Origin of the sequence: Hyphomonas neptunium ATCC 15444, assembly GCF_000013025.1 — a bacterium.
Classification (GTDB): domain Bacteria; phylum Pseudomonadota; class Alphaproteobacteria; order Caulobacterales; family Hyphomonadaceae; genus Hyphomonas; species Hyphomonas neptunia.
In genome coordinates, this window is sequence record NC_008358.1 from 3,515,121 (window position 1) to 3,533,532 (window position 18,412).

Annotated in this window: 15 protein-coding genes; 8 read left to right on the plus strand and 7 right to left on the minus strand. The window is 64.6% G+C overall.

All coding sequences use genetic code 11. The features are described 5' to 3' along the window. Positions 1-27: 27 nt before the first annotated feature. The 3 genes from HNE_RS16665 (at position 28) to HNE_RS16675 (ending at position 3,809) form a co-directional block, all read left to right on the plus strand. Positions 28-1,755 (plus strand): heparinase II/III family protein, encoded by a 1,728-nt coding sequence (locus tag HNE_RS16665; RefSeq protein WP_011648339.1) that lies wholly within the window; start codon positions 28-30, stop codon positions 1,753-1,755. Positions 1,756-1,848: 93 nt separating this feature from the next. Then, positions 1,849-3,438 (plus strand): bifunctional phosphoribosylaminoimidazolecarboxamide formyltransferase/IMP cyclohydrolase, encoded by a 1,590-nt coding sequence (gene purH / locus HNE_RS16670; RefSeq protein WP_011648340.1) that lies wholly within the window; start codon positions 1,849-1,851, stop codon positions 3,436-3,438. Between the two features lie 83 nt (positions 3,439-3,521). Next, positions 3,522-3,809, plus strand: a complete 288-nt coding sequence (locus tag HNE_RS16675; RefSeq protein ID WP_011648341.1) for a hypothetical protein — start codon at positions 3,522-3,524, stop codon at positions 3,807-3,809. 391 nt (positions 3,810-4,200) lie between these two features. On the opposite strand, the gene HNE_RS16680 is transcribed toward HNE_RS16675, so the two are convergent. Further along, complete coding sequence (locus HNE_RS16680) at positions 4,201-5,100, minus strand: hydroxymethylglutaryl-CoA lyase (protein WP_011648342.1); 900 nt, start codon at positions 5,098-5,100, stop codon at positions 4,201-4,203. Between the two features lie 7 nt (positions 5,101-5,107). Continuing rightward, positions 5,108-5,938 carry an enoyl-CoA hydratase gene (locus HNE_RS16685; RefSeq protein ID WP_011648343.1) on the minus strand — a complete coding sequence of 277 codons (831 nt, stop codon included), beginning with the start codon at positions 5,936-5,938 and terminating at the stop codon, positions 5,108-5,110. A gap of 120 nt (positions 5,939-6,058) precedes the next feature. Here HNE_RS16685 and hisI point away from each other — a divergent pair, with 120 nt between their 5' ends. Together hisI and HNE_RS16695 are read left to right on the plus strand one after the other, a co-directional pair. After that, positions 6,059-6,454: a phosphoribosyl-AMP cyclohydrolase gene (hisI, locus tag HNE_RS16690; RefSeq protein ID WP_011648344.1), complete on the plus strand. Its 396-nt coding sequence runs from the start codon at positions 6,059-6,061 to the stop codon at positions 6,452-6,454. 25 nt (positions 6,455-6,479) lie between these two features. Next, on the plus strand, positions 6,480-7,385 hold the full coding sequence (locus tag HNE_RS16695) for an N-acyl homoserine lactonase family protein (RefSeq protein ID WP_011648345.1): 906 nt from the start codon (positions 6,480-6,482) through the stop codon (positions 7,383-7,385). On the opposite strand, the gene HNE_RS16700 is transcribed toward HNE_RS16695, so the two are convergent. The 3 genes from HNE_RS16700 to HNE_RS16710 all read right to left on the minus strand — a co-directional run bounded on the left by HNE_RS16700 (position 7,375) and on the right by HNE_RS16710 (position 11,750). Next, positions 7,375-9,021 carry a TIGR00341 family protein gene (locus HNE_RS16700; RefSeq protein WP_011648346.1) on the minus strand — a complete coding sequence of 549 codons (1,647 nt, stop codon included), beginning with the start codon at positions 9,019-9,021 and terminating at the stop codon, positions 7,375-7,377. The two genes, HNE_RS16695 and HNE_RS16700, sit on opposite strands and share 11 nt — an antisense overlap. 87 nt (positions 9,022-9,108) lie before the next feature. After that, positions 9,109-10,809, minus strand: coding sequence for an acyl-CoA dehydrogenase family protein (locus HNE_RS16705; RefSeq protein WP_011648347.1), 1,701 nt, complete (start codon positions 10,807-10,809; stop codon positions 9,109-9,111). A 128-nt stretch (positions 10,810-10,937) separates the two neighbouring features. Next, the gene (locus HNE_RS16710) at positions 10,938-11,750 is read right to left on the minus strand and encodes an SDR family NAD(P)-dependent oxidoreductase (RefSeq protein ID WP_035592049.1); all 813 of its coding nucleotides are present in this window, start codon (positions 11,748-11,750) and stop codon (positions 10,938-10,940) included. Positions 11,751-11,927: 177 nt separating this feature from the next. On the opposite strand from HNE_RS16710, the gene HNE_RS16715 reads away from it, so the two are divergent. Both HNE_RS16715 and HNE_RS16720 read left to right on the plus strand, forming a co-directional pair. Continuing rightward, positions 11,928-14,414, plus strand: coding sequence for a TonB-dependent receptor plug domain-containing protein (locus HNE_RS16715; protein WP_011648349.1), 2,487 nt, complete (start codon positions 11,928-11,930; stop codon positions 14,412-14,414). A gap of 137 nt (positions 14,415-14,551) precedes the next feature. Further along, positions 14,552-15,379 (plus strand): alpha/beta fold hydrolase, encoded by an 828-nt coding sequence (locus HNE_RS16720; protein WP_011648350.1) that lies wholly within the window; start codon positions 14,552-14,554, stop codon positions 15,377-15,379. A gap of 4 nt (positions 15,380-15,383) precedes the next feature. On the opposite strand, the gene HNE_RS16725 is transcribed toward HNE_RS16720, so the two are convergent. Continuing rightward, on the minus strand, positions 15,384-16,355 hold the full coding sequence (locus HNE_RS16725; RefSeq protein ID WP_011648351.1) for a cyclase family protein: 972 nt from the start codon (positions 16,353-16,355) through the stop codon (positions 15,384-15,386). 64 nt (positions 16,356-16,419) lie between these two features. Next, entirely contained in the window at positions 16,420-17,367 is a 948-nt protein-coding gene (locus HNE_RS16730; RefSeq protein WP_011648352.1) for a glutathione S-transferase, read from the minus strand. Between the two features lie 143 nt (positions 17,368-17,510). Here HNE_RS16730 and HNE_RS16735 point away from each other — a divergent pair, with 143 nt between their 5' ends. Next, on the plus strand, positions 17,511-18,395 hold the full coding sequence (locus tag HNE_RS16735) for a methylated-DNA--[protein]-cysteine S-methyltransferase (RefSeq protein ID WP_035591978.1): 885 nt from the start codon (positions 17,511-17,513) through the stop codon (positions 18,393-18,395). The last annotated feature ends 17 nt before the right edge of the window (positions 18,396-18,412 follow it).

Genomic DNA, 18,412 nt, shown 5'->3' on the forward strand with positions numbered 1-18,412 from the left:
TCGCAGAGTTCGGGGATAGGTCCAGCCTTGGCCGAGAGCGAGTCTGATTTCAACGCCGACCGTACACGCACAAGCAGCGATGACGCCGCGCTTTGGCGCCGCTTCCGGGGCGTGGTTGGCGAGGACGCGAAAGTCTCCACGCTCCAGAAGCTGAAACTGACAGGCCACGGCCCGGACGGCTTCTCCCTCCACATTTCCAATCTTCTGCCCCCGGACGACCGGCGCGGCGACGCGCTGATGCGCGGCGTCTGGCGTATCGGCCAGCAGCGCATGGAGATGGCACCGGGCGACGCGCCGTGGAGCCTGGAAATGCCCTCCCGCCACTTCGCAGACCGGGTACATCGGTTTGGCTGGCTACCCGATCTGATGGCACAGGGCGAAGACGGCATCGCCCTTGCCCGCGCCCTGACCGATGACTGGATCATCCGCTTTGGCAAATTTAACGGCTTTGCCTGGCGTATCGAGCCGACCGCGAGCCGCGTGTGGAACTGGATGCGCTGTGGCCCCGGCCTGTTTGAAATGGGCACGCCGGAAGAACGCAGTGAACGGATTGATGCCCTCTCCCGGCAGCTACGATATCTGGCCGAGGTGATCGACAGCGCGCATGATCCCAAATCCCGCTGGATGGGCGCTGTGGCGCTTGTCGCCCATTCCCTCTGTCTGCGGAAGGGCGCGGGCCTCAGCGAAGCGCTCGCGCGCCTTGAAGGCGAGGTTACCGCGCAGATCCTGCCCGATGGCGGCCACGTTACCCGCAGCCCGGCGCATACCCTCTCTTCCCTGCTGCACCTGCAGACGGTCGAGGAAGCCCTGATCCGCGTCCAGCGCCCGGTGCCTGACTGGATCACCAAATGGGTGCCCCGCATGGGCGCCATGCTCGCCTTCTTCCGCAGTGGCGATGGTGCGCTCGACACCTTCAATGACGGCGACGAGTCGCGCGCCGAACTGGTCGAGGCCGTCCTCTCGCGCCTCGAGACGCCCCCGCGCCGCTTCCTGTTCGCGCCCAAATCCGGCTTCCAGAAGATTGAGCGTGGCACCCTGCGCTTTGTGCTAGATTGCGGCGAGGCCCCGCCCCGTCCGTTTGCGGAGCATGCCCGCGCCGGCGCGCTTGGCTTTGAACTCTCCGATGGCCCGGCGCGCCTCGTCACCTCCTGCGGCTACTCCTCCGAGGTGAATGTCGACTGGCAGGCCGCCGTGCGCCGCACCAGCGCCCACTCCACCCTCGTGCTGGCCGGCCGCGACAGCTCTGCCTTCGTCTTCAATGACGAGACCCGCATGCGCGCCGTCACCGGCCCGGAAGGCATTGCCGCCAAGCGCCTGGAAGAGGCCAACGAGATATGGCTCGACGCCCAGCATGCCGGCTACAAGGCCGCCTATGGCCTGCTCCACCGCCGCCGCATCTTCGTCTCCGGCGCGGGCGACCGGCTCACCGGCGAGGACTCCCTCGTGCGCCCGGTCGCCCAGCCCATGAGCGACGACAAGAAGGGCATCCCCTTCGAGATCCGCTTCCACCTTCACCCCACCGTCACCGCCCATATGGGCCGCGAAGTCATCCGCCTCGTCAGCGAGACCGGCGCCATCTGGCGGTTCAAGACCAGCCACGAAGGCGCGCGCCTCGAACGCACCGCCTATCTCGCCCGCGGCGTGGTGGACACGCCCGAACAGATCGTGCTGGCGGGCTTTGCCGACCCCAACGCCGATGGCAGCCAGCCGCCCAACTGTGTCCGCTGGGCGTTCATCCGCGAAACGCCCGCCTGAGACGGCCTGATACGGTCCGGCATGTCTTGACGCCGCCTCAGGGGGTGCTAGGCCGCGCGCAGCTTTCCCAACGCCTTTGAAGGAGCAGCCCATATGTCCGGCGCCCCCGTCACCCTCCGCCGCGCGCTTATCTCCGTGTCCGACAAGACCGGCCTGATCGAGCAGGCAAAGCGCCTCGCCGCCCTCGGTGTCGAGCTTGTCTCTACGGGGGGCACCTCCAAGGCGCTGAAAGACGCCGGCCTCGCGGTCAAAGACGTGTCAGACCTCACCGGCTTCCCCGAAATGATGGACGGGCGCGTCAAGACGCTCCACCCGGCCGTGCATGGCGGCCTCCTTTACCTGCGCGACAACCCCTCCCACGTGAAAGACGCGGCAGACCACGGCATCGGCGCCATCGACCTGATCTACGTCAACCTCTACCCCTTCGAGGCCACGGTGGCTTCTGGCGCAGACTTTGAAACCTGCATCGAGAATATCGACATCGGTGGCCCCGCCATGCTGCGCGCCGCCGCCAAGAACGGCGCCTTCGTGGCCGTCTGCACCGATGGCGGCGATGTCGACGCCGTCCTCGCCCAGGCCGAGGCCAATGCCGGCGCGGTGAGCCACGCCCTCCTCCGCCGCCTCGCCGCGAAAACTTACGCCCGCACCGCCGCCTATGACGCGGCCATTTCCGGCTGGTACGCCAAGCAGATCGGCGAGGACGCGCCGGACTGGGCCGCCATTGGTGGCAAGCTCCAGCAATCCCTGCGCTATGGCGAAAACCCCCACCAGAAAGCCGCCTTCTACGTCACCGGCGAAAAGCGCCCGGGCGTGGCCACCGCGCGCCAGCTTCAGGGTAAGGAGCTTTCCTACAACAACATCAACGACACCGACGCGGCCTATGAGCTGATCGGGGAGCTGGGCAGCGACAAACCCGCCGTCGCCATCATCAAGCACGCCAACCCCTGCGGCGTGGCGCTCGGCCCGAACATCATCGAAGCCTACAAAGCGGCCCTCGCCTGCGACCCCACATCGGCCTTCGGCGGCATCGTCGCCCTCAACCGCCCGCTGGACGAGGAAACGGCGAAGGTGATCACAGAGATCTTCACCGAAGTCGTCATCGCGCCGGGCGCGGACGCGGCAGCTGAAGCGATCTTTGCCAAGAAGAAAAACCTCCGCCTCCTGATCACTGACGACCTGCCCGACCCGGCCACCACCGGCACGTTCGTGAAAACCGTCGCCGGCGGCTTCCTGCTGCAAGACCGCGACGCGGGCCGCATCCACCTTGACGACCTTGAAGTCGTCACCAAACGCGCGCCCACCGCGCAGGAACTGGAAGACATGCTGTTTGCCTGGCGCGTCGCCAAGCATGTGAAATCCAACACCATCGTCTACGCGAAAGACGGCGTCACCGCCGGCATCGGCGCCGGCCAGATGAGCCGCATCGACAGCGCCCGCATCGCCGCCCGCAAGGCCCAGGACGCCCAGGAAACCGCCGGCTGGTCCGACCCGCGCACCAAAGGCTGCGTCGCCGCCTCCGACGCCTTCTTTCCGTTTGCGGATGGTTTGTTGCAGGCGGCCTCAGCCGGCGCCACCGCCGTCATCCAACCGGGCGGCTCAATCCGCGACGACGAAGTGATCGCCGCGGCGGACGAGGCGGGGCTCGCGATGGTGTTCACGGGGATGCGGCACTTCAGGCATTGAGGCCGGTGGGCTGATCCCAGCCGATTCAATCCAGTTGCAATCTAGCGCATGTTGCGTCACCCCATGATTGGGGAGGGACCGGCATGACACGGGGATTACTATCTCGATTTTATCCCATTCTCGCATTGCTGATTGCATCGGCGTGCAGCGGTGACCTTGATGCGCAAGAAGGTAAACTTGATAATTTCGTTGCTGGAAATCAGATCGGAAGCAGCAATGATTACTGGCTGGAGATGTTCAATTTAGCCGGTGAATGGGAACGAGTGGCTTTGATCTATGGCTACTTCGAGGACTTTTCGGGCTGCTCAGACATCGCCAACGCTCTTATGAAGGAATACAGTCGACAGTATCGCTGTACGCCTGCGAACTAGGGGCGGTTCGATCATGAAACCTCCAAAGAGGGATAGTTCCAGGAAGTATCAGCAAGCGTGGGGTGGGTTGAGGCGTAGCCGATACCCACCGGGCTACGGCGCGGCGAGAAGCCGGTAGAGAATCCCCACTGGCCCGCCTTTCATCTGAGAGGTCACGAGAGTTGATGGTAAGTGGTCAAGGCCTGGCAGCGCCGAAGTCATCCCGAATCCTACTGCCCGAAACTCCGGCGGCAGTGCGCGGCGGGCGATAGCGCCCACTCCGCAACACTAAAACCTTTCCGGGCGCCGCGGCGCCCGCCGCGCACGAGGCTCCACCTCGCGGAGCCACCCGAACTGCTCAGACCCCGGATGGAAACCGCCAGTCCGGATACAGCCGTATGGAAACACGCCATCAGCCCGCCGGAAACGCCCCCGCCCGGCTCAGCGCCGAGGCCACCGGATGGCCGAGCGCGCCCTCCAGCCATTTCGCCGTCTCGATCAGGCGCGCCAGATCGAGCCCCGTCTCAAAGCCTGCCCGCTCCAGCATCCAGACGACATCTTCGGTCGCCACATTGCCCGTCGCCGCCGGGGCGAAGGGGCATCCGCCAATTCCGCCGCAGCTGGCATCGATCACATCCACGCCCGCTTCGACCGCCGCAAACACATTCGCCAGCCCTGCCCCGCGCGTATCGTGGAAATGCATCCGCAGGAACACGTCGGGCGCTTCCATCCGCACCCGGTCGATCCGCTTGCGCACATCCCAGGGCGTGGCCGCGCCGATCGTATCGCCGAGCGCCAGCTCCGCCACCCCGGCTCTCTGTGCCTGCGCGGCAAGGCCGCCGACGACGGCTATATCCACGTCCCCCGTATACGGATCGCCAAACGCCACCGAGATGGTCGCCGAAAGCGGGATGCCCGCCTCAAGGATAAGCGGCGCGCAATGGCTGAGCATATCAGCGCTCTCCTGCGGGCTCATGCCCTGATTGCGCCGCCCGAACGCCTCGCCCGCCACCAGCACGAAATTGATCTCGTCCGCCTTCGCCTCGATCGCGCGGCGCACGCCCGTCTCATTCAGCGCCAGCGCGATATGGCGGGTCGGCTTCGTCCGGTCGAGCCCGGCAAAGACGGCCGGGGAATCGGCCATCTTCGGCACCGCCTTGGGGCTGACGAAACTACCCGATTCCATGCGGCGCACGCCCGCCGCTTCCAGCCGCGCAATGAATTCCAGCTTCTGATCCACGCTCAGATTGGCCGGATCATTCTGCAACCCGTCGCGCGGGCCAACTTCAACAATATCGATACGGCGGGTCATGAGGCTCCTATTTGCCGGTAAAGGCCGGCGCGCGGCGCTCAACGAAACTGGCGACGCCTTCCTTGAAATCATGCGTGGCGAAGCTGCCTTCCATCTCGGCGTCGGCCGTGGCGAGCGAGGCCTCATAGGACTGGAAATAACTCTCGCGGATCTGGCGCTTCATGATCGCCACCGAACGGGGCGAGACCTGCGTGGCGAGATGCTGGGCAACGCCTCCGACAAACTCCATCAGTTCACTGCCGGGCAGCGCCTTGTTGACGAGGCCCAGCGTCTCGGCCTCTGCGCCATCGAACTTTCGCGCCGTGAACAGAAGGTCCAGCGCGTTGGCCTCGCCCACCAGGCGCGGCAATTGCCAGGCAATGCCATGCTCGGCAATCAGGCCGCGCTGGGCAAAGGCGGTGGTGAATTTCGCTTCAGCGGCGGCGTAGCGCAGGTCTGCGAAGAGGGTGAGGATCAGCCCGATGCCCGCGCAGGGGCCATTGATCGCCGCGATGATCGGCTTGGGGCAGGCAAACATGTGGCCGAACCGGCCGGGAAATTTCTGCTCCAGCTCCGAAGGTGACTGAGGCTTGGAGGCGGGTCTCGTGTCGTTATAGTCCGCCCCGGCGCTCGCCTGGATGGCCTGAAGGCCGTTCATGTCGGCGCCTGCGCAGAAGCCGCGGCCCGCGCCGGTCAGCACGATACAGCGCACGCCGTCATCGGCGCCGCCCGCGCGGATGGCCGTCTCCACCTCGCTCTGCATGACGCCGGTCCAGGCATTCAGCCGGTCGGGCCGGTTCAGCGTGATCGTCAGCACGCCCCCTGCAAGGTCGGTCAGGATTTCCCGAAATGCGCTCATCTGATGTCTCTCCCTTTCCATTTCCCTCCAGTCTAGACGCCTTTCCGCCCAATGGGCAGACGCAAATCTGCAGCGGCGCCTTGCTTGACACCGCCCCCGCCTTGGGCGACCGCTGCGGGCATGACGCCGTTCCCGCCCCCCCTCTCCGGCAGTGCCCAGGATGAAACGCCGGAGCTTCGCCCGCGCTTTGACGAGAACGGCCTCATCGCCGCCATCGCGCAGGATGCGGGCACCGGTGAGGTGCTGATGCTCGCCTGGATGAATGCCGAAGCGCTACAGAAAACGATAGAGACCGGCCGGGCCACCTACTGGTCGCGCTCACGCGGGGCGCTTTGGGTGAAGGGTGAGACCTCCGGCCACACGCAGGAAGTCATCGAACTGCGCGTCGATTGCGATCAGGACGCCGTACTGCTGAAAGTGCGCCAGACAGGCGGGGCCTGCCACACCCACCGGGAAAGCTGCTTCTATCGGCGCATCGAAGGCGGGGTGCTATCCTTCACCGGCAAGGCAGATTAGGCTCCTCCAAAACCGGAGGAACCCCATGCGTCTGCGACACACCCTGAAACCGCTGCTGCTCGCCAGCTCTGCTGCTGTCATTCTCGCGGCCTGCGCGCCCGCCGCAGAAGACACGCCTCCACCGGAAGCCCCTGCCGAAGAAGTGGCTGAAGCGAGCCCGGCCCCTGCCCCGGTCCTGACCGTCGATGTGCTCGACTGCGGCACCATCGGTGTCTCGGATCTCGACGCCTTCTCCTCGGCGGGCGACTTCGCCGGCCAAAGCGACGAATTCACCAACACCTGTTATCTGGTCAATCACCCCGACGGGCGCCTGCTCTGGGATCTCGGCCTGCCGTCGCAGCTGGTGGGGCAACCGCCCTTCACGCAGCAGATATTCACGGTCTCGGTGGAGAAGTCGATCACCGAGCAACTCGCCGATCTCGGCGTCGTTCCCTCGGAACTCTCCTATGTCTCCATTTCGCATTCCCACTTCGACCATATCGGACAGGTCGATCAGGTTCAGGGCGCAACCTGGCTGGTCAACCAGACAGAATATGACGCGATGTTCCCGGCCGATGGTGCCCCGCCGGCCGACCCCAGCCTGACGGAAAACTATGCCCTGTTCAAACCGATGGAAACTCAGATCATCGAGGATAGGCACGACGTGTTCGGAGATGGCAGCGTCGTCATCTTCAAGACCCCAGGTCATACGCCGGGCCATGCCTCGCTTCAGCTCACGCTTCCGGAATCGGGTCCCGTCCTGCTGACGGGCGATCTGTATCACCGCACCGAAAGCCGGGCACTCTCCCGTGTCCCGCGCTTCAATACGAGCGAAGAAGAAACGCTGGCCTCCATGGCAACGTTCGAAACGCGCGCCACCGATCTTGAAGCCAAGGTCGTCATCCAGCACGAGCCCGATGATGTCGTGCCGCTCGGCGGGATTATTCGCTAGCTTCGACTTCCGGCTCGGCAGAGGCGATGACGGGCCGGATGAAGATCTGGTCTTCCCGCGCGGCAAACTCGCCGCGCCGGAATTCCCCGATCACGGCGGCGCCGATGCCGGCCTCTTCCAGCGCGGCAGCGATCCGCGTGCCCCGGCGATGGCCCAGGGCGCGTTCGTCAAACGTTTGCGCTGCCAGCGCGTTGGGCAGATAGGCAACCACCTCAACCTGCCCCCCGCCCCAGCGCTGAAGCGCCCAGACCTGATCATTGAGCCGGTCAGCTGCGCCCGGTGTCAGCGCGTCCTCTGACGGCTCGAACGGAATGGGCGAAAGCGCGAGCGGCGGCGGCACGATGGAAATCGTCCAGTCGGCAAAGTTGCGCATCAAGCCTTCCTCAAGGCTGCGCCAGGCAGGCATCGTCACGCCTTCCGTCGGCGCCGCCGCAAACACGGCTGTGCGGGCCTCTGCATCAATATCAGCGGCGGTAAGATTGAACGGAAAGGCTGCCCGCACTTCCCGCTCCGTGCGCCGGGCCTGGGCGAGATCTTCGAATTGAGACATCTGCGCGCGCAGCGGCGCGCCCAGAGACGATTCCGCCGCCTGAAGGAAGCGCGCTGTGGCCGCGTTGTTGTTATCGTCCACCTGGATCTGGTCGATTGTCACCTTCACCGTCCGGCGGAAGCGCTCGGCCAATCGCTCAGTCAGCACGGCCTCGGCGCCGGGCACCCGATCAGATGTCAGAACGGTCGCCTGAAGCACGATACGGTGGTCCCCCCGGCGCGGAAACGCGATGCTCATGTCAGAGAGGCGCGCTTGCCGGCCCTCAAAAGGCTCCAGCGCAATATCGCGCGCCACATCGCGCACCCGTGTTTCATAGGCAATGTCGCGCAGCGCGAGGCCCAGCGGAATGGACAGCGCCACAAACACGCCGACGATCATGCCGGTCTGCCAGAAATTGTGTTTGGGGCTGTGGCGCTCACCGAAGCCGTAGAAGCGGGACAGCACCGTGACCGACAGTGCAATCGCCAGGAGGTTGGTCATGTAGAGAAAGAACGCCCCGCCTGCGAGCTGGAACTGCGCGGTGGCCAGGCCATAGCCGACCACAGCCAGTGGCGGCATCAGGGCGGTCGCGATGGCCACGCCGACGATCGTCTCGCCCTTGCGGTGGATCACGGCATAGCCGCCCGCCAGACCGGAGAAGACCGCCACCAGAAGGTCAAAGAAGTTGGGCCGCGTGCGCGCCAGAATTTCCGGGGTCACATCCGTCAACGGCGAGAGGAACACGATCAGGAACGAAGTTCCCAGCGCCAGCCCCGTTCCGACCGCCAGTGAGACAATGGATTCGCGCAGCGCCTTAAGCTCAAGGATCGACAGGGAAAAGCCCATCAGCATGATCGGGCCCATCAGGGGCGAAATAAGCATCGCCCCGATGATGACGGCGGGCGACGACAGCAGCAGGCCCAGAATGGCAATGCCGCACGACATCGCCGTCATGAACAGATAGCGCCCGGATAGCCCGCCCTCTTCATGGACGTGATCGACCACTTCCATGTGATCGATACTGCGGATGCCGCGCCAGCGGGCAACCCGCAAGCGGCGATACCATTCGGGGCGCCGGGGCGCCTTCTGTTCAGCAATATCGGTCATATCCCGTCCTCGTCCGAGAAGGTCCGCCCCGGCAGGGCTAACTTATAGTCCGATCTCGCAACCGAAGTGTTACGGCAAGGGCGCGGCTCAGTTACCGCCCTCGACCAGGCGGCGGGCGATGACCATCGCCTGCACTTCGCCTGCACCCTCGAAGATGTTCAGGATGCGGGCGTCCTGCAGGATACGGCTGATGGGATACTCCAGCGCAAAACCGTTGCCGCCGTGGATCTGCACCGCGTTGTCGGCCGCAGCCCAGGCCGCGCGCGCGGCCAGTAGTTTCGCCATGCCTGCTTCAAGATCACAGCGCTTGCCATTGTCTTTCTGGCGCGCGGAGAAATAGGTCAGCTGACGCATACCGACCAGTTCAGCCGCCATCATCACCAGCTTGTTGGAGACGCGCGGAAACTTGAAGATCGCCTGGCCAAACTGCTGGCGGTCCAGCGCGTAACGCAGGCCCACCTCAAGCGCGTTCTGCGCCACCCCAACGGCGCGGGCGGCCGTCTGGATGCGGGCGCTTTCAAACGTCGCCATCAGCTGCTTGAACCCCTGCCCTTCGACACCGCCGAGCAGGTTCTCAGACTTGACCTTGAAATTGTCGAACCCGATTTCAAATTCCTTCATGCCGCGATAACCGAGCACTTCGATCTCGCCGCCGGTCATGCCTTCAGCCGGGAATGGCTCGGCATCCGTTCCGCGCGGCTTCTCGGCCAGCAGCATCGACAGGCCTGAGAAATTGTTCGTGGCCGGATCGGTCCGCGCCATAAGGGTCATCAGGTCTGCGCGCACCGGATGCGTGATCCAGGTCTTGTTGCCGGTGACGGCATAATGGGTGCCATCTGCGGACTTCACCGCGCGGGTACGCAGCGAGCCAAGGTCAGACCCGGTGTTGGGCTCGGTGAACACGGCCGTGGGCAGGATCTCGCCGCTGGCGATGACCGGCAGCCATTTTGCCTTCTGCTCCGGCGTGCCGCCGATCAGGATCAGCTCAGCAGCAATCTCCGACCGCGTGCCCAGAGACCCCGTGCCGATATAGCCGCGCGAAAGTTCTTCGGTGACCACGCACATCGCCGTCTTGCCCATACCGAGGCCGCCGAACTCTTCGGGGATCGTCAGACCAAAGACGCCCAGTTCGGCCATCTCGTCGACGACCTCCATGGGGATGTAATCATTGCGCAGATGCCAGCCATGGGCATACGGACGGATACGGTCGGCGGCAAATTTCGCAAACTGCTCGCGCACCATGTCCATGGTCTCGTCCAGGCCCGTGGCTTCCACCGTATGGCGCGAGAGCGAGTCCGGCAGCAGATTTGCCGCCGCGGTCATTACAGCCTGCGTCTTGCCCTCAACGATCAGCTTGCGGATCACCGGCACCGCAAACAGCGCGTCTGCCGCCTCGAGACTGCCGAGCTCATGCGGGCGGATCGTTTCGCCCTGATTCATTGGAATGCCACCGATGATCTGGGCGCAGTATTCGCTGAACAGAATCTGCGCCAGCAGCGCTTCGGCCTCACCGAACTTGCCTTCATCCTGAAGACGCCCGGTCCATTCGGAAACCTGGCGCAGCGTCTCGACATAGGTAACCAGCCAGGAGAGGCCGTGAGCCAGGTGCTGGTCACGCTCAAAAGCGGCGCGATCTGGCCGGCCGTCGGGTCCGGCCAGCTGCTTGCGCGCGCCTGCCAGCGCCGCAGCGGCATACGTATCGAGCGCGGCAACAGCCTCCGCCAGCGCCGGCACCAGACCGTCAAAAACCGTGCCCTGCCCGTTTTCCAGCGTGCTCACGTCACCCATGCTCTGCTCCCTTGAATATCTACCGCCTCATGTTGCCAGTAAGGATAGGGCGGCAAGCGCTTTCTGACATATTCATGTTGTGCGGCGCAACATCGCGCCCGTACTGCCGCCCCCGATCCCCGGTTGGTTCAGCCTTCCAGCTTCCGGTAACGCGCCGTCTGCGAATGCGCCAGCGCCCGGCCTACCGGCTCGGGCAGGATACGTGTCAGCGTCGCCACTGCCTTGTTGAACACGCCCGGCACCACCACAGGCTGGCCGCGGTTCACCGCCTCAATGCCGGCCTTCACGACCGGCGCCGCCTCCATCCACATCCATTTGGGCATCTTGTTCGTCGTCTCGCGCATACCGTTTACATCGTGGAACTCGCTCCAGGTGAAGCCGGGGCAAAGCGCCGTGCAATGGACATCCTTGTGGCCCAGCGTCTCGCATTCGGCCGCCACGCTCTCGGAAAACTTGATCATCGCGGATTTGACGCTGCCATAGAGCGTGTGCCCCGCGCTGCCGGCAGTATAGCCCGCCAGCGAGGCCACGTTGATAATCCGCCCGAACCCGCGCGCCGCCATGCCGGGAAGCACGCGGTGCGTCAGCTCTACCGGCGCGGTATAAAGCACCTGCAGGAAGTCCGCCTGATCGCTCCAGCTGGTCGACAGGAAGGTTCCGGGGAGACCATAGCCGGCATTATTCACCAACGCGTCAATCTCCCGGCCCTTCCCTTCCAGCGCCGCGATGATCCGCGGCGGTGCGCCGGGATTGGCCAGATCTTCGGGAATAACCTCCACCAGAACGCCGTGGCGGGCGTGCAGCTCAGCCGCAAGCACCTGCAGCCGGTCGGCCCGCCGCGCTGTCAGCGCAAGGTCCCAGCCCAGGGCTGCGTACTGCTTTGCGAACTCAGCACCTATGCCGGAAGACGCCCCAGTGATGAGGCAAAGCCGCCTATTCATGCCCATTTTCACACTCACTTCAGGAATTGTGTCAGAAATGCAACAAAAGTTTGCCTAAATAGAGTGCTGCCGTCGCCCGATTCTTGATCGCGCGGCCCTGCGCACCTTACTTGAAGGTCAGGTTTCTATAGCCACCCGCCGGAGTCCCGGCAAACACGCACACGGAGTCATCCTTCAATGAAATTCAAAGTAGCGTTATCTGCGGCCGTTGCCGCAATCGCCCTTTCTGCAGTGTCTGCACCAGTCATGGCGCAAGAGCAGGAAGATGAGGCGGCCCGCACGCTCGACACCGTCGTCACAGTCGGTACCCGCGTCGCCAACCGGTCTGCCCTCGATACCGCCGCCCCGGTAGACGTGGTCTCGTCCGAAGCCATTCAGAACATCGGTGTTGGCGAACTCAACCAGTCCCTGTCGGTAAACCTGCCGGCCCTCAACTTCCCCCGCCCTGCCCTGACCGACGGCACCGACTCGGTGCGTCCCGCAGCGCTTCGCGGCCTTTCCCCGGACCAGACCCTCGTGCTGGTCAATGGCAAACGCCGCCACACCGCCTCGCTGGTCAACGTCAACGGCTCGATCGGCCGCGGCGCATCGGCGGTTGACCTCAACACCATCCCCAACCTGGCTGTCGGCGGCGTCGAAGTGCTGCGCGACGGCGCCTCTGCCCTTTATGGCTCTGACGCCATCGCCGGCGTGGTCAACGTGCGTCTGCGCGAAGCCAATACGGGCGGCGCTGTTTCGGTAAGCTATGGCTGGCGCGAGACGGAATACACGACGCCTGTGGTCGCTCCGACTGCGGCTGGCGTGCCGGATCCCGGCCGCGAAGTTACCCGTGAACGCTCGGACGGCCATGTGGCAACCGTTGCCGGCTGGAAGGGCTTTTCCCTCGGCCAGGACGGCTTCCTCACCCTCACCGGCGAGTACAAGGACCAGAACCACACCGAGCGCTCCGGCTACGACTTCCGCCAGCAGTATCCGGGCAGCCAGCCCGCTGCAGAAGCCGAAATCGGCCGCTTCAACGCCTGGACCGGTGAACCCGATCTTGAGCAGATCAGCCTCTTCGCCAATGCCGGCTACGGCCTCGCAAATGGCGCAGAACTTTATGGCTGGGCCAGCTTCCAGGACCGCGAGACCGTCTCGGCCGGCTTCTTCCGCCGCGCGCTGGACGATCGCAACACGATTGAAATCTATCCCAACGGCTTCCTGCCGAAGATCAACCCGACGACCACGGACTATTCTGCCCTCGGCGGTATCCGGTTCGACTTCGCGGGTTGGGATGCTGACGCGTCGCTCGGCTACGGCTCCAACAAAATGGAATTCCAGATCATCGACACGCTGAACCGTTCGCTCGGCACCGCGTCGGGCACGGAATTCGATGCCGGCGGTTTCGAGCACTCCCAGCTCGTCGCCAATATCGGCTTTGTGAAAGGCTTCGCGGTTGACGGCCTCGCCTCTGATCTGAACGTCGCCTGGGGCGCTGAAGCCCGCCAGGAAAACTATGAAATCTTCGCTGGTGAGCCGGACTCCTACCGCAATGGCGGCGTGCTTCTGCCAGGTGGCGGCTCGACCGCTTCGGGCGCGCAGGTGTTCCCCGGCTTCCAGCCTGCGAACGAACTCGAAGAAGACCGCACGGCTGTTGGCGTCTATCTCGACGTTGAAGCCAACGTCACGGACGCGCTTCTTCTGTCGGGCGCTGTGCGCGGCGAATCCTACTCGGATTTCGGCGAGGCACTCACCGGTAAACTGGCCGCGCGTTATGACTTCAACGACGCCTTCGCGCTTCGCGGGTCTATCCAGAACGGTTTCCGCGCGCCTTCGCTGCAGCAGCAATACTACACCACCACGTCGACCAACTTCATCAACGGCGTGCCGTTTGATGTCACGACCTTCCGGGTGGACGATCCGATTGCCCGCGCTCTCGGCGCCCAGGACCTCGATGCCGAGAAGTCGATCAACTACGCAATCGGCGCAGTCTTCCAGGCCGGTGCCTTCAACATGACGGTCGATGCTTACCGCATCGATGTGGAAGATCGCATCGTGCTGTCGGAAAACCTGACGGCAGGCAATGTGCAGGATTTCCTCGTGTCCCAGGGCTTCATCGGCTCGGGCGGCGGCCGTTTCTTCATCAACGGTGTTGAAACGGAAACAACCGGCGTCGACATCATCGCCAACTACGCCTTCCCGGAAACCGAGTTCGGCTCGTTCACCGCGACCGCAGGGGCCAACTTCAACAAGACTGAAGTGACCGGTGTTCCAGCGATCCCGGTCCTGACGGGGCTCACGCCACCGCCGGTCCTTTTCGCGCGCACCAACATCCTCACGCTTGAGGAAGGCACGCCGAAGGACAAGTTCACCGGCCAGGTGAACTGGGAGCATGGTCCGTTCGCGGGTACGCTGCGCGCCGTGCGTTACGGTGAAGTGCTGGTGCCATCGAACACGCCGGCACTGGACTATACGCTCGACCCCCAGACCCTTATCGATCTGGAAGCGCGCTATACCTGGAACGACATGCTGACGCTCGCCGTCGGTGCTGACAACATCCTGGACGAATACCCGGATGCAGCGCCTCTGGGCCTCAACTCGACGGGCAACACGCCCTTCTCGTCCTACTCGCCGTTTGGCTATTCGGGCCGCTTTGTTTACACCAAGGCAACCCTGAACTTCTAAGCGCGAGCCTTCCGCTTACCCACAAACGCCGCCCTTCACGGGGCGGCGTTTTTCTTTGCCTCCACGGCATGCTTGATCTTGGCGTCACCGCCCCTACTGTCCGCCCCGAAGCGGCAACAGGACCGGGGGGAAGTACTATGGCCCGCATACGCGCCAACGGGGTTGAACTTGAATACGAAACGATGGGCAATCCCGGCGATCCGGCCGTCCTGCTGATCATGGGCTTTGCCTTTCAGATGACGCGCTGGCCCGAAGCCTTCCGGCGCAGCCTGGCGGAGGCCGGCTTCCACGTTATCTGGTTCGATAACCGCGACATTGGACTTTCCGCCGAGATGGGCGGCCTCGCCACCTACACGCTGAATGACCTGGCTGCCGATGCCGCCGGGCTGCTTGATGCCCTCGGCATTGCGCGGGCCCATATTGTCGGCATGTCGATGGGCGGCATGATCGCCCAGCTGATAGCGCTCGATCATCCGCGCAAGGTGGACAAGCTCGTCGCCATGATGACGTCGTCTGGCGCGCCAAACCTGCCGCCACCGACGCAGGAGGCGCTTGCCGCGCTGACCGCGATGCCGATGCAGCGCACCCCCGAAGCCATTGCGGACATCGCAGTGAAAGCCCAGCATGCCATCGGCTCCGCACCGAATTTGCGCAACAGCGCCGAGGTGATCCGCCAGAACGCCATCGACGATTTCCGCCGCTCCGACCGGCCTTTCGGCGTCATCCGTCAGTTCACGGCTATTCAAGCCCAGCCCCGCTGGCATGAACGCCTCGGCAGCATCACGCGGCCCACGCTCGTTCTCCACGGCGCAGACGACCCGCTCGTCCGCCCGGCGGCCGGCGAAGACATCGCCCGGCGCATCCCCGGCGCCCGCTTCAAGGCGTTCCCAGGCTGGGGCCATGATCTCGCCGACGCCATGTCAGAAACGCTGGCAAACGAGATCACGGCCTTCCTGAAGGCATAATCCGCTAGCGGATGGCTACCGGATTGACGATGGCCTGCACCGCCCCCTCAAGGCGCGGCGCGCCGAGCGTGAAGAAGAACTCGGTCGCCCCGTCAGCGGCCAGTTCGTCGGTCACCATATTCTCCAGGATGTAAACCCCGTTCTTCGCCAGCAGGGTCAGGTGGACATCAAACGGCCGTGTCTCGGCTTCAAACGGGATCACTTCCAGCGCCCAGGTGTCAGCGCCCACCGCCACAACGCCCAGGTCGGCGAGATACTGCGCGCCTTCCACGCCGGGACCAGGTTCCGTGGGCGGAAGTTCTTCTGAGCCTTCCTGCGATTTCATCGTGCCGGTATGGAAGAGAACCACATCCCCCTCCCCGACTGTGACCCCCGCCGCCGCCATCGCCGCATCGATCTCGGCCTTGTTGAACGCCGTACCTGCAGGCACCGGATCGCCAAACTGTTTCGTCATGTCGAGCAGCACGCCGCGTGTCGCGATCGGCGGAATGTCATGCGTGCCAAACTGCGTCAGCCCGCCTGTCGTTACAAAGTCCGCCACCGGAACACCGTTATAATAGCGGTGATCGATGCCCATATGGCCGAGCCCGTCGATCTGGCTGCCAATCCCGACATAGGTGTTGACCAGGTCGTCATTGCCAACCGCCTTGTTCTCGCCCATCGGCGTGCCCGATCCGTCCGAGAGCTGAAGGATTGTCATCGAGAAGCTGCGCGGGCCATAGGCGGGCGTCTTGCGCCCCGTCACCTGGCCCAGCGAATAGGTCTTGCCGGTGGTAATCAGCTTGGCGGCTTCCGCGGTCTTCTCCGGCGAGAGCAGGTTCATCGCCCCGATCCGGTCCTCCGCGCCATAGCGGGAGGGATACCAGACCTCTTTGGTCTCAGGCTTTGCCCCTGGCGCGCCCGGCGCGGTTTCCTCTGCCGCCATATGCCCGCACGCGGCCAGCACAAGCACCGATGCCATCAGAAATTTCTTCATCACTTCCTCCCGTTTCGTTCTTTGGGAGAAAGCCTAGCGCGCTGGCGTCAACGTGCAAGCGCCCTCAGGCCCGGCGCACCAGAAAGCCCGCCCGCGGGAAGTGCACATGGATGGTGTCGGCTTCCGGCGAAACCCGCTGCAGGATCACGCGCTGGCTGTCGGCGTGCACCAGCTCGCCCTCCACCCAGTCCTGTCCGTAATCGTCCGGCGCCACCGCCACATGCTCGCCCGGCGCAAAGCCCTGCGGCTCGTTGCGCGTCGTTGCCGCCACAAGGCGCGGCGCAGCGTCCCGCGCAATCTCCACAGCCTGCGCCGAGGTGATCGTCTCAGGCTCCTGACCTTCCACCTCACGCAGCCGGTCATACCAGGCCCGCGTCAGCGGCGCGCTCTCGAAGCACGCGTCGGCAAAGGCCGGCACTGCCTGCTTCATCCACCACACATTCATGTAGGCATGCACGTCGACGAAGCCCGGCTTTGGCCCGATCAGATAGAGCCCGCCGCCCGCGCCCTTGGCGCCTGCCAGGCGCTCCTCCAGCAGCATCAGCCGCGCGCGCCACTGATCGCGCATCATCGGCGCCACCGCCTTCATGCCCGCCACATTGAACGGCCGGCCCGACAGCTGCTCGCGGTCCTTGATGAACGCCTCGGGCACATTGTCCCCGATCTCGCCAAAGATCACCGCAACAGAGGACTGGAACCACCGCCCGTCGGCCCAGCCCGCCACCATCTGCGCCAGCCCCTCATGACCCGACAGCTTCAGCGCCGCCATCGGATAACGCACTTCCAGTTCGCGCAGGATGATCGCCGTATCGCAATAAATGTCGGCCCCGATCTGCAGCACGGGAATGCGCCGGTAGCCGCCCGTCAGCGGGATCAGGTCCGGCTTGGGCATGATCGAGGGCTGTTCCACCCGCGCATAGGCGAGGTTCTTCAGGCGAAGTGTCAGGCGCACCTTCTCGGCATAGGGCGAGGCAGGGTACTCGTGCAGGATGATTGTGCGGGCGTCCGCCATGTTGACCGTCTAGCCTCCCGAAGTCTGTTTTTGGGAGCGCACATTGCGCGCGTTCCTGTTTGCAGGAAAGTGTAAACACCGCCCTTCACCTTGCGGCAAGAATCGGGTGGCGCCGCGTCACCCCCTCCGGCAAACTCCCTTTCATGGCTGACACACTCTTCCCCCTCGACGACCGCGCCCGCGCCTATGACCGTATGGCAAAAGCCCTCGAATGGCTGGGCGACAGCTGGCAGGACTGGCCAGCTCTTGACGAAGCAGCCCGCGCGATGGGCCTCTCGCCGCATCATTTCCAGCGCGAATTTACCCGCTGGGCGGGCATCAGCCCCAAACAGTTCCAGGGCGCCCTCGCCCATGGCGCCGCCGGGGATCTCCTGCGCCAGGGCGCCAGCGTGCTCGACGCCAGCCTCGAAACCGGCCTCTCCGGCCCCGGCCGCCTGCATGACCTCTTCATCGCTCACGAGGGCCTCACCCCCGGCGAAGCCAAATCCGGCGGCAAGGGCGCAGAACTCACCCTTGGCAAGGCCCCCACGCCGTTCGGCATGGGCGCCTGGCTGATCGGGCCGCGCGGCCTTATCGCACTCGGCTTCATTGATGAGAACGCCTCCCCCCGCACCGGCTTCGAACATCAGGGTCGCAGCGAGGACGCCGCCTTCGCAAACCTCGCCGCCCGCTACCCCGCCGCTTCACTTCGCCGTGAGGACGCCGCCGCTGAGCGCATGGCCCGCGACGTGTTCGAGGACGGCCAGCCCCTGCCCGTCTGCCTCTATGGCACGCCCTTCCGACGGCAGGTCTGGCGCGCCCTGCTGGAGATTCCCGCCGGCCAGACGCGCACTTACGGGCATCTTGCCGCCGCCATCGAGGCGCCCAAGGCCGCCCGCGCGGTCGGCGCGGCGGTCGGGGCAAACCCCGTCAGCTGGTTTATCCCCTGCCACCGGGCCCTTGCAGCCGATGGCCGCCTGCATAACTATCATTGGGGTGTGGCGCGCAAACGCGCCATGCTGGTATACGAACGCGCTCATCTGGCCTGATGCTTACAGGCTGGCCA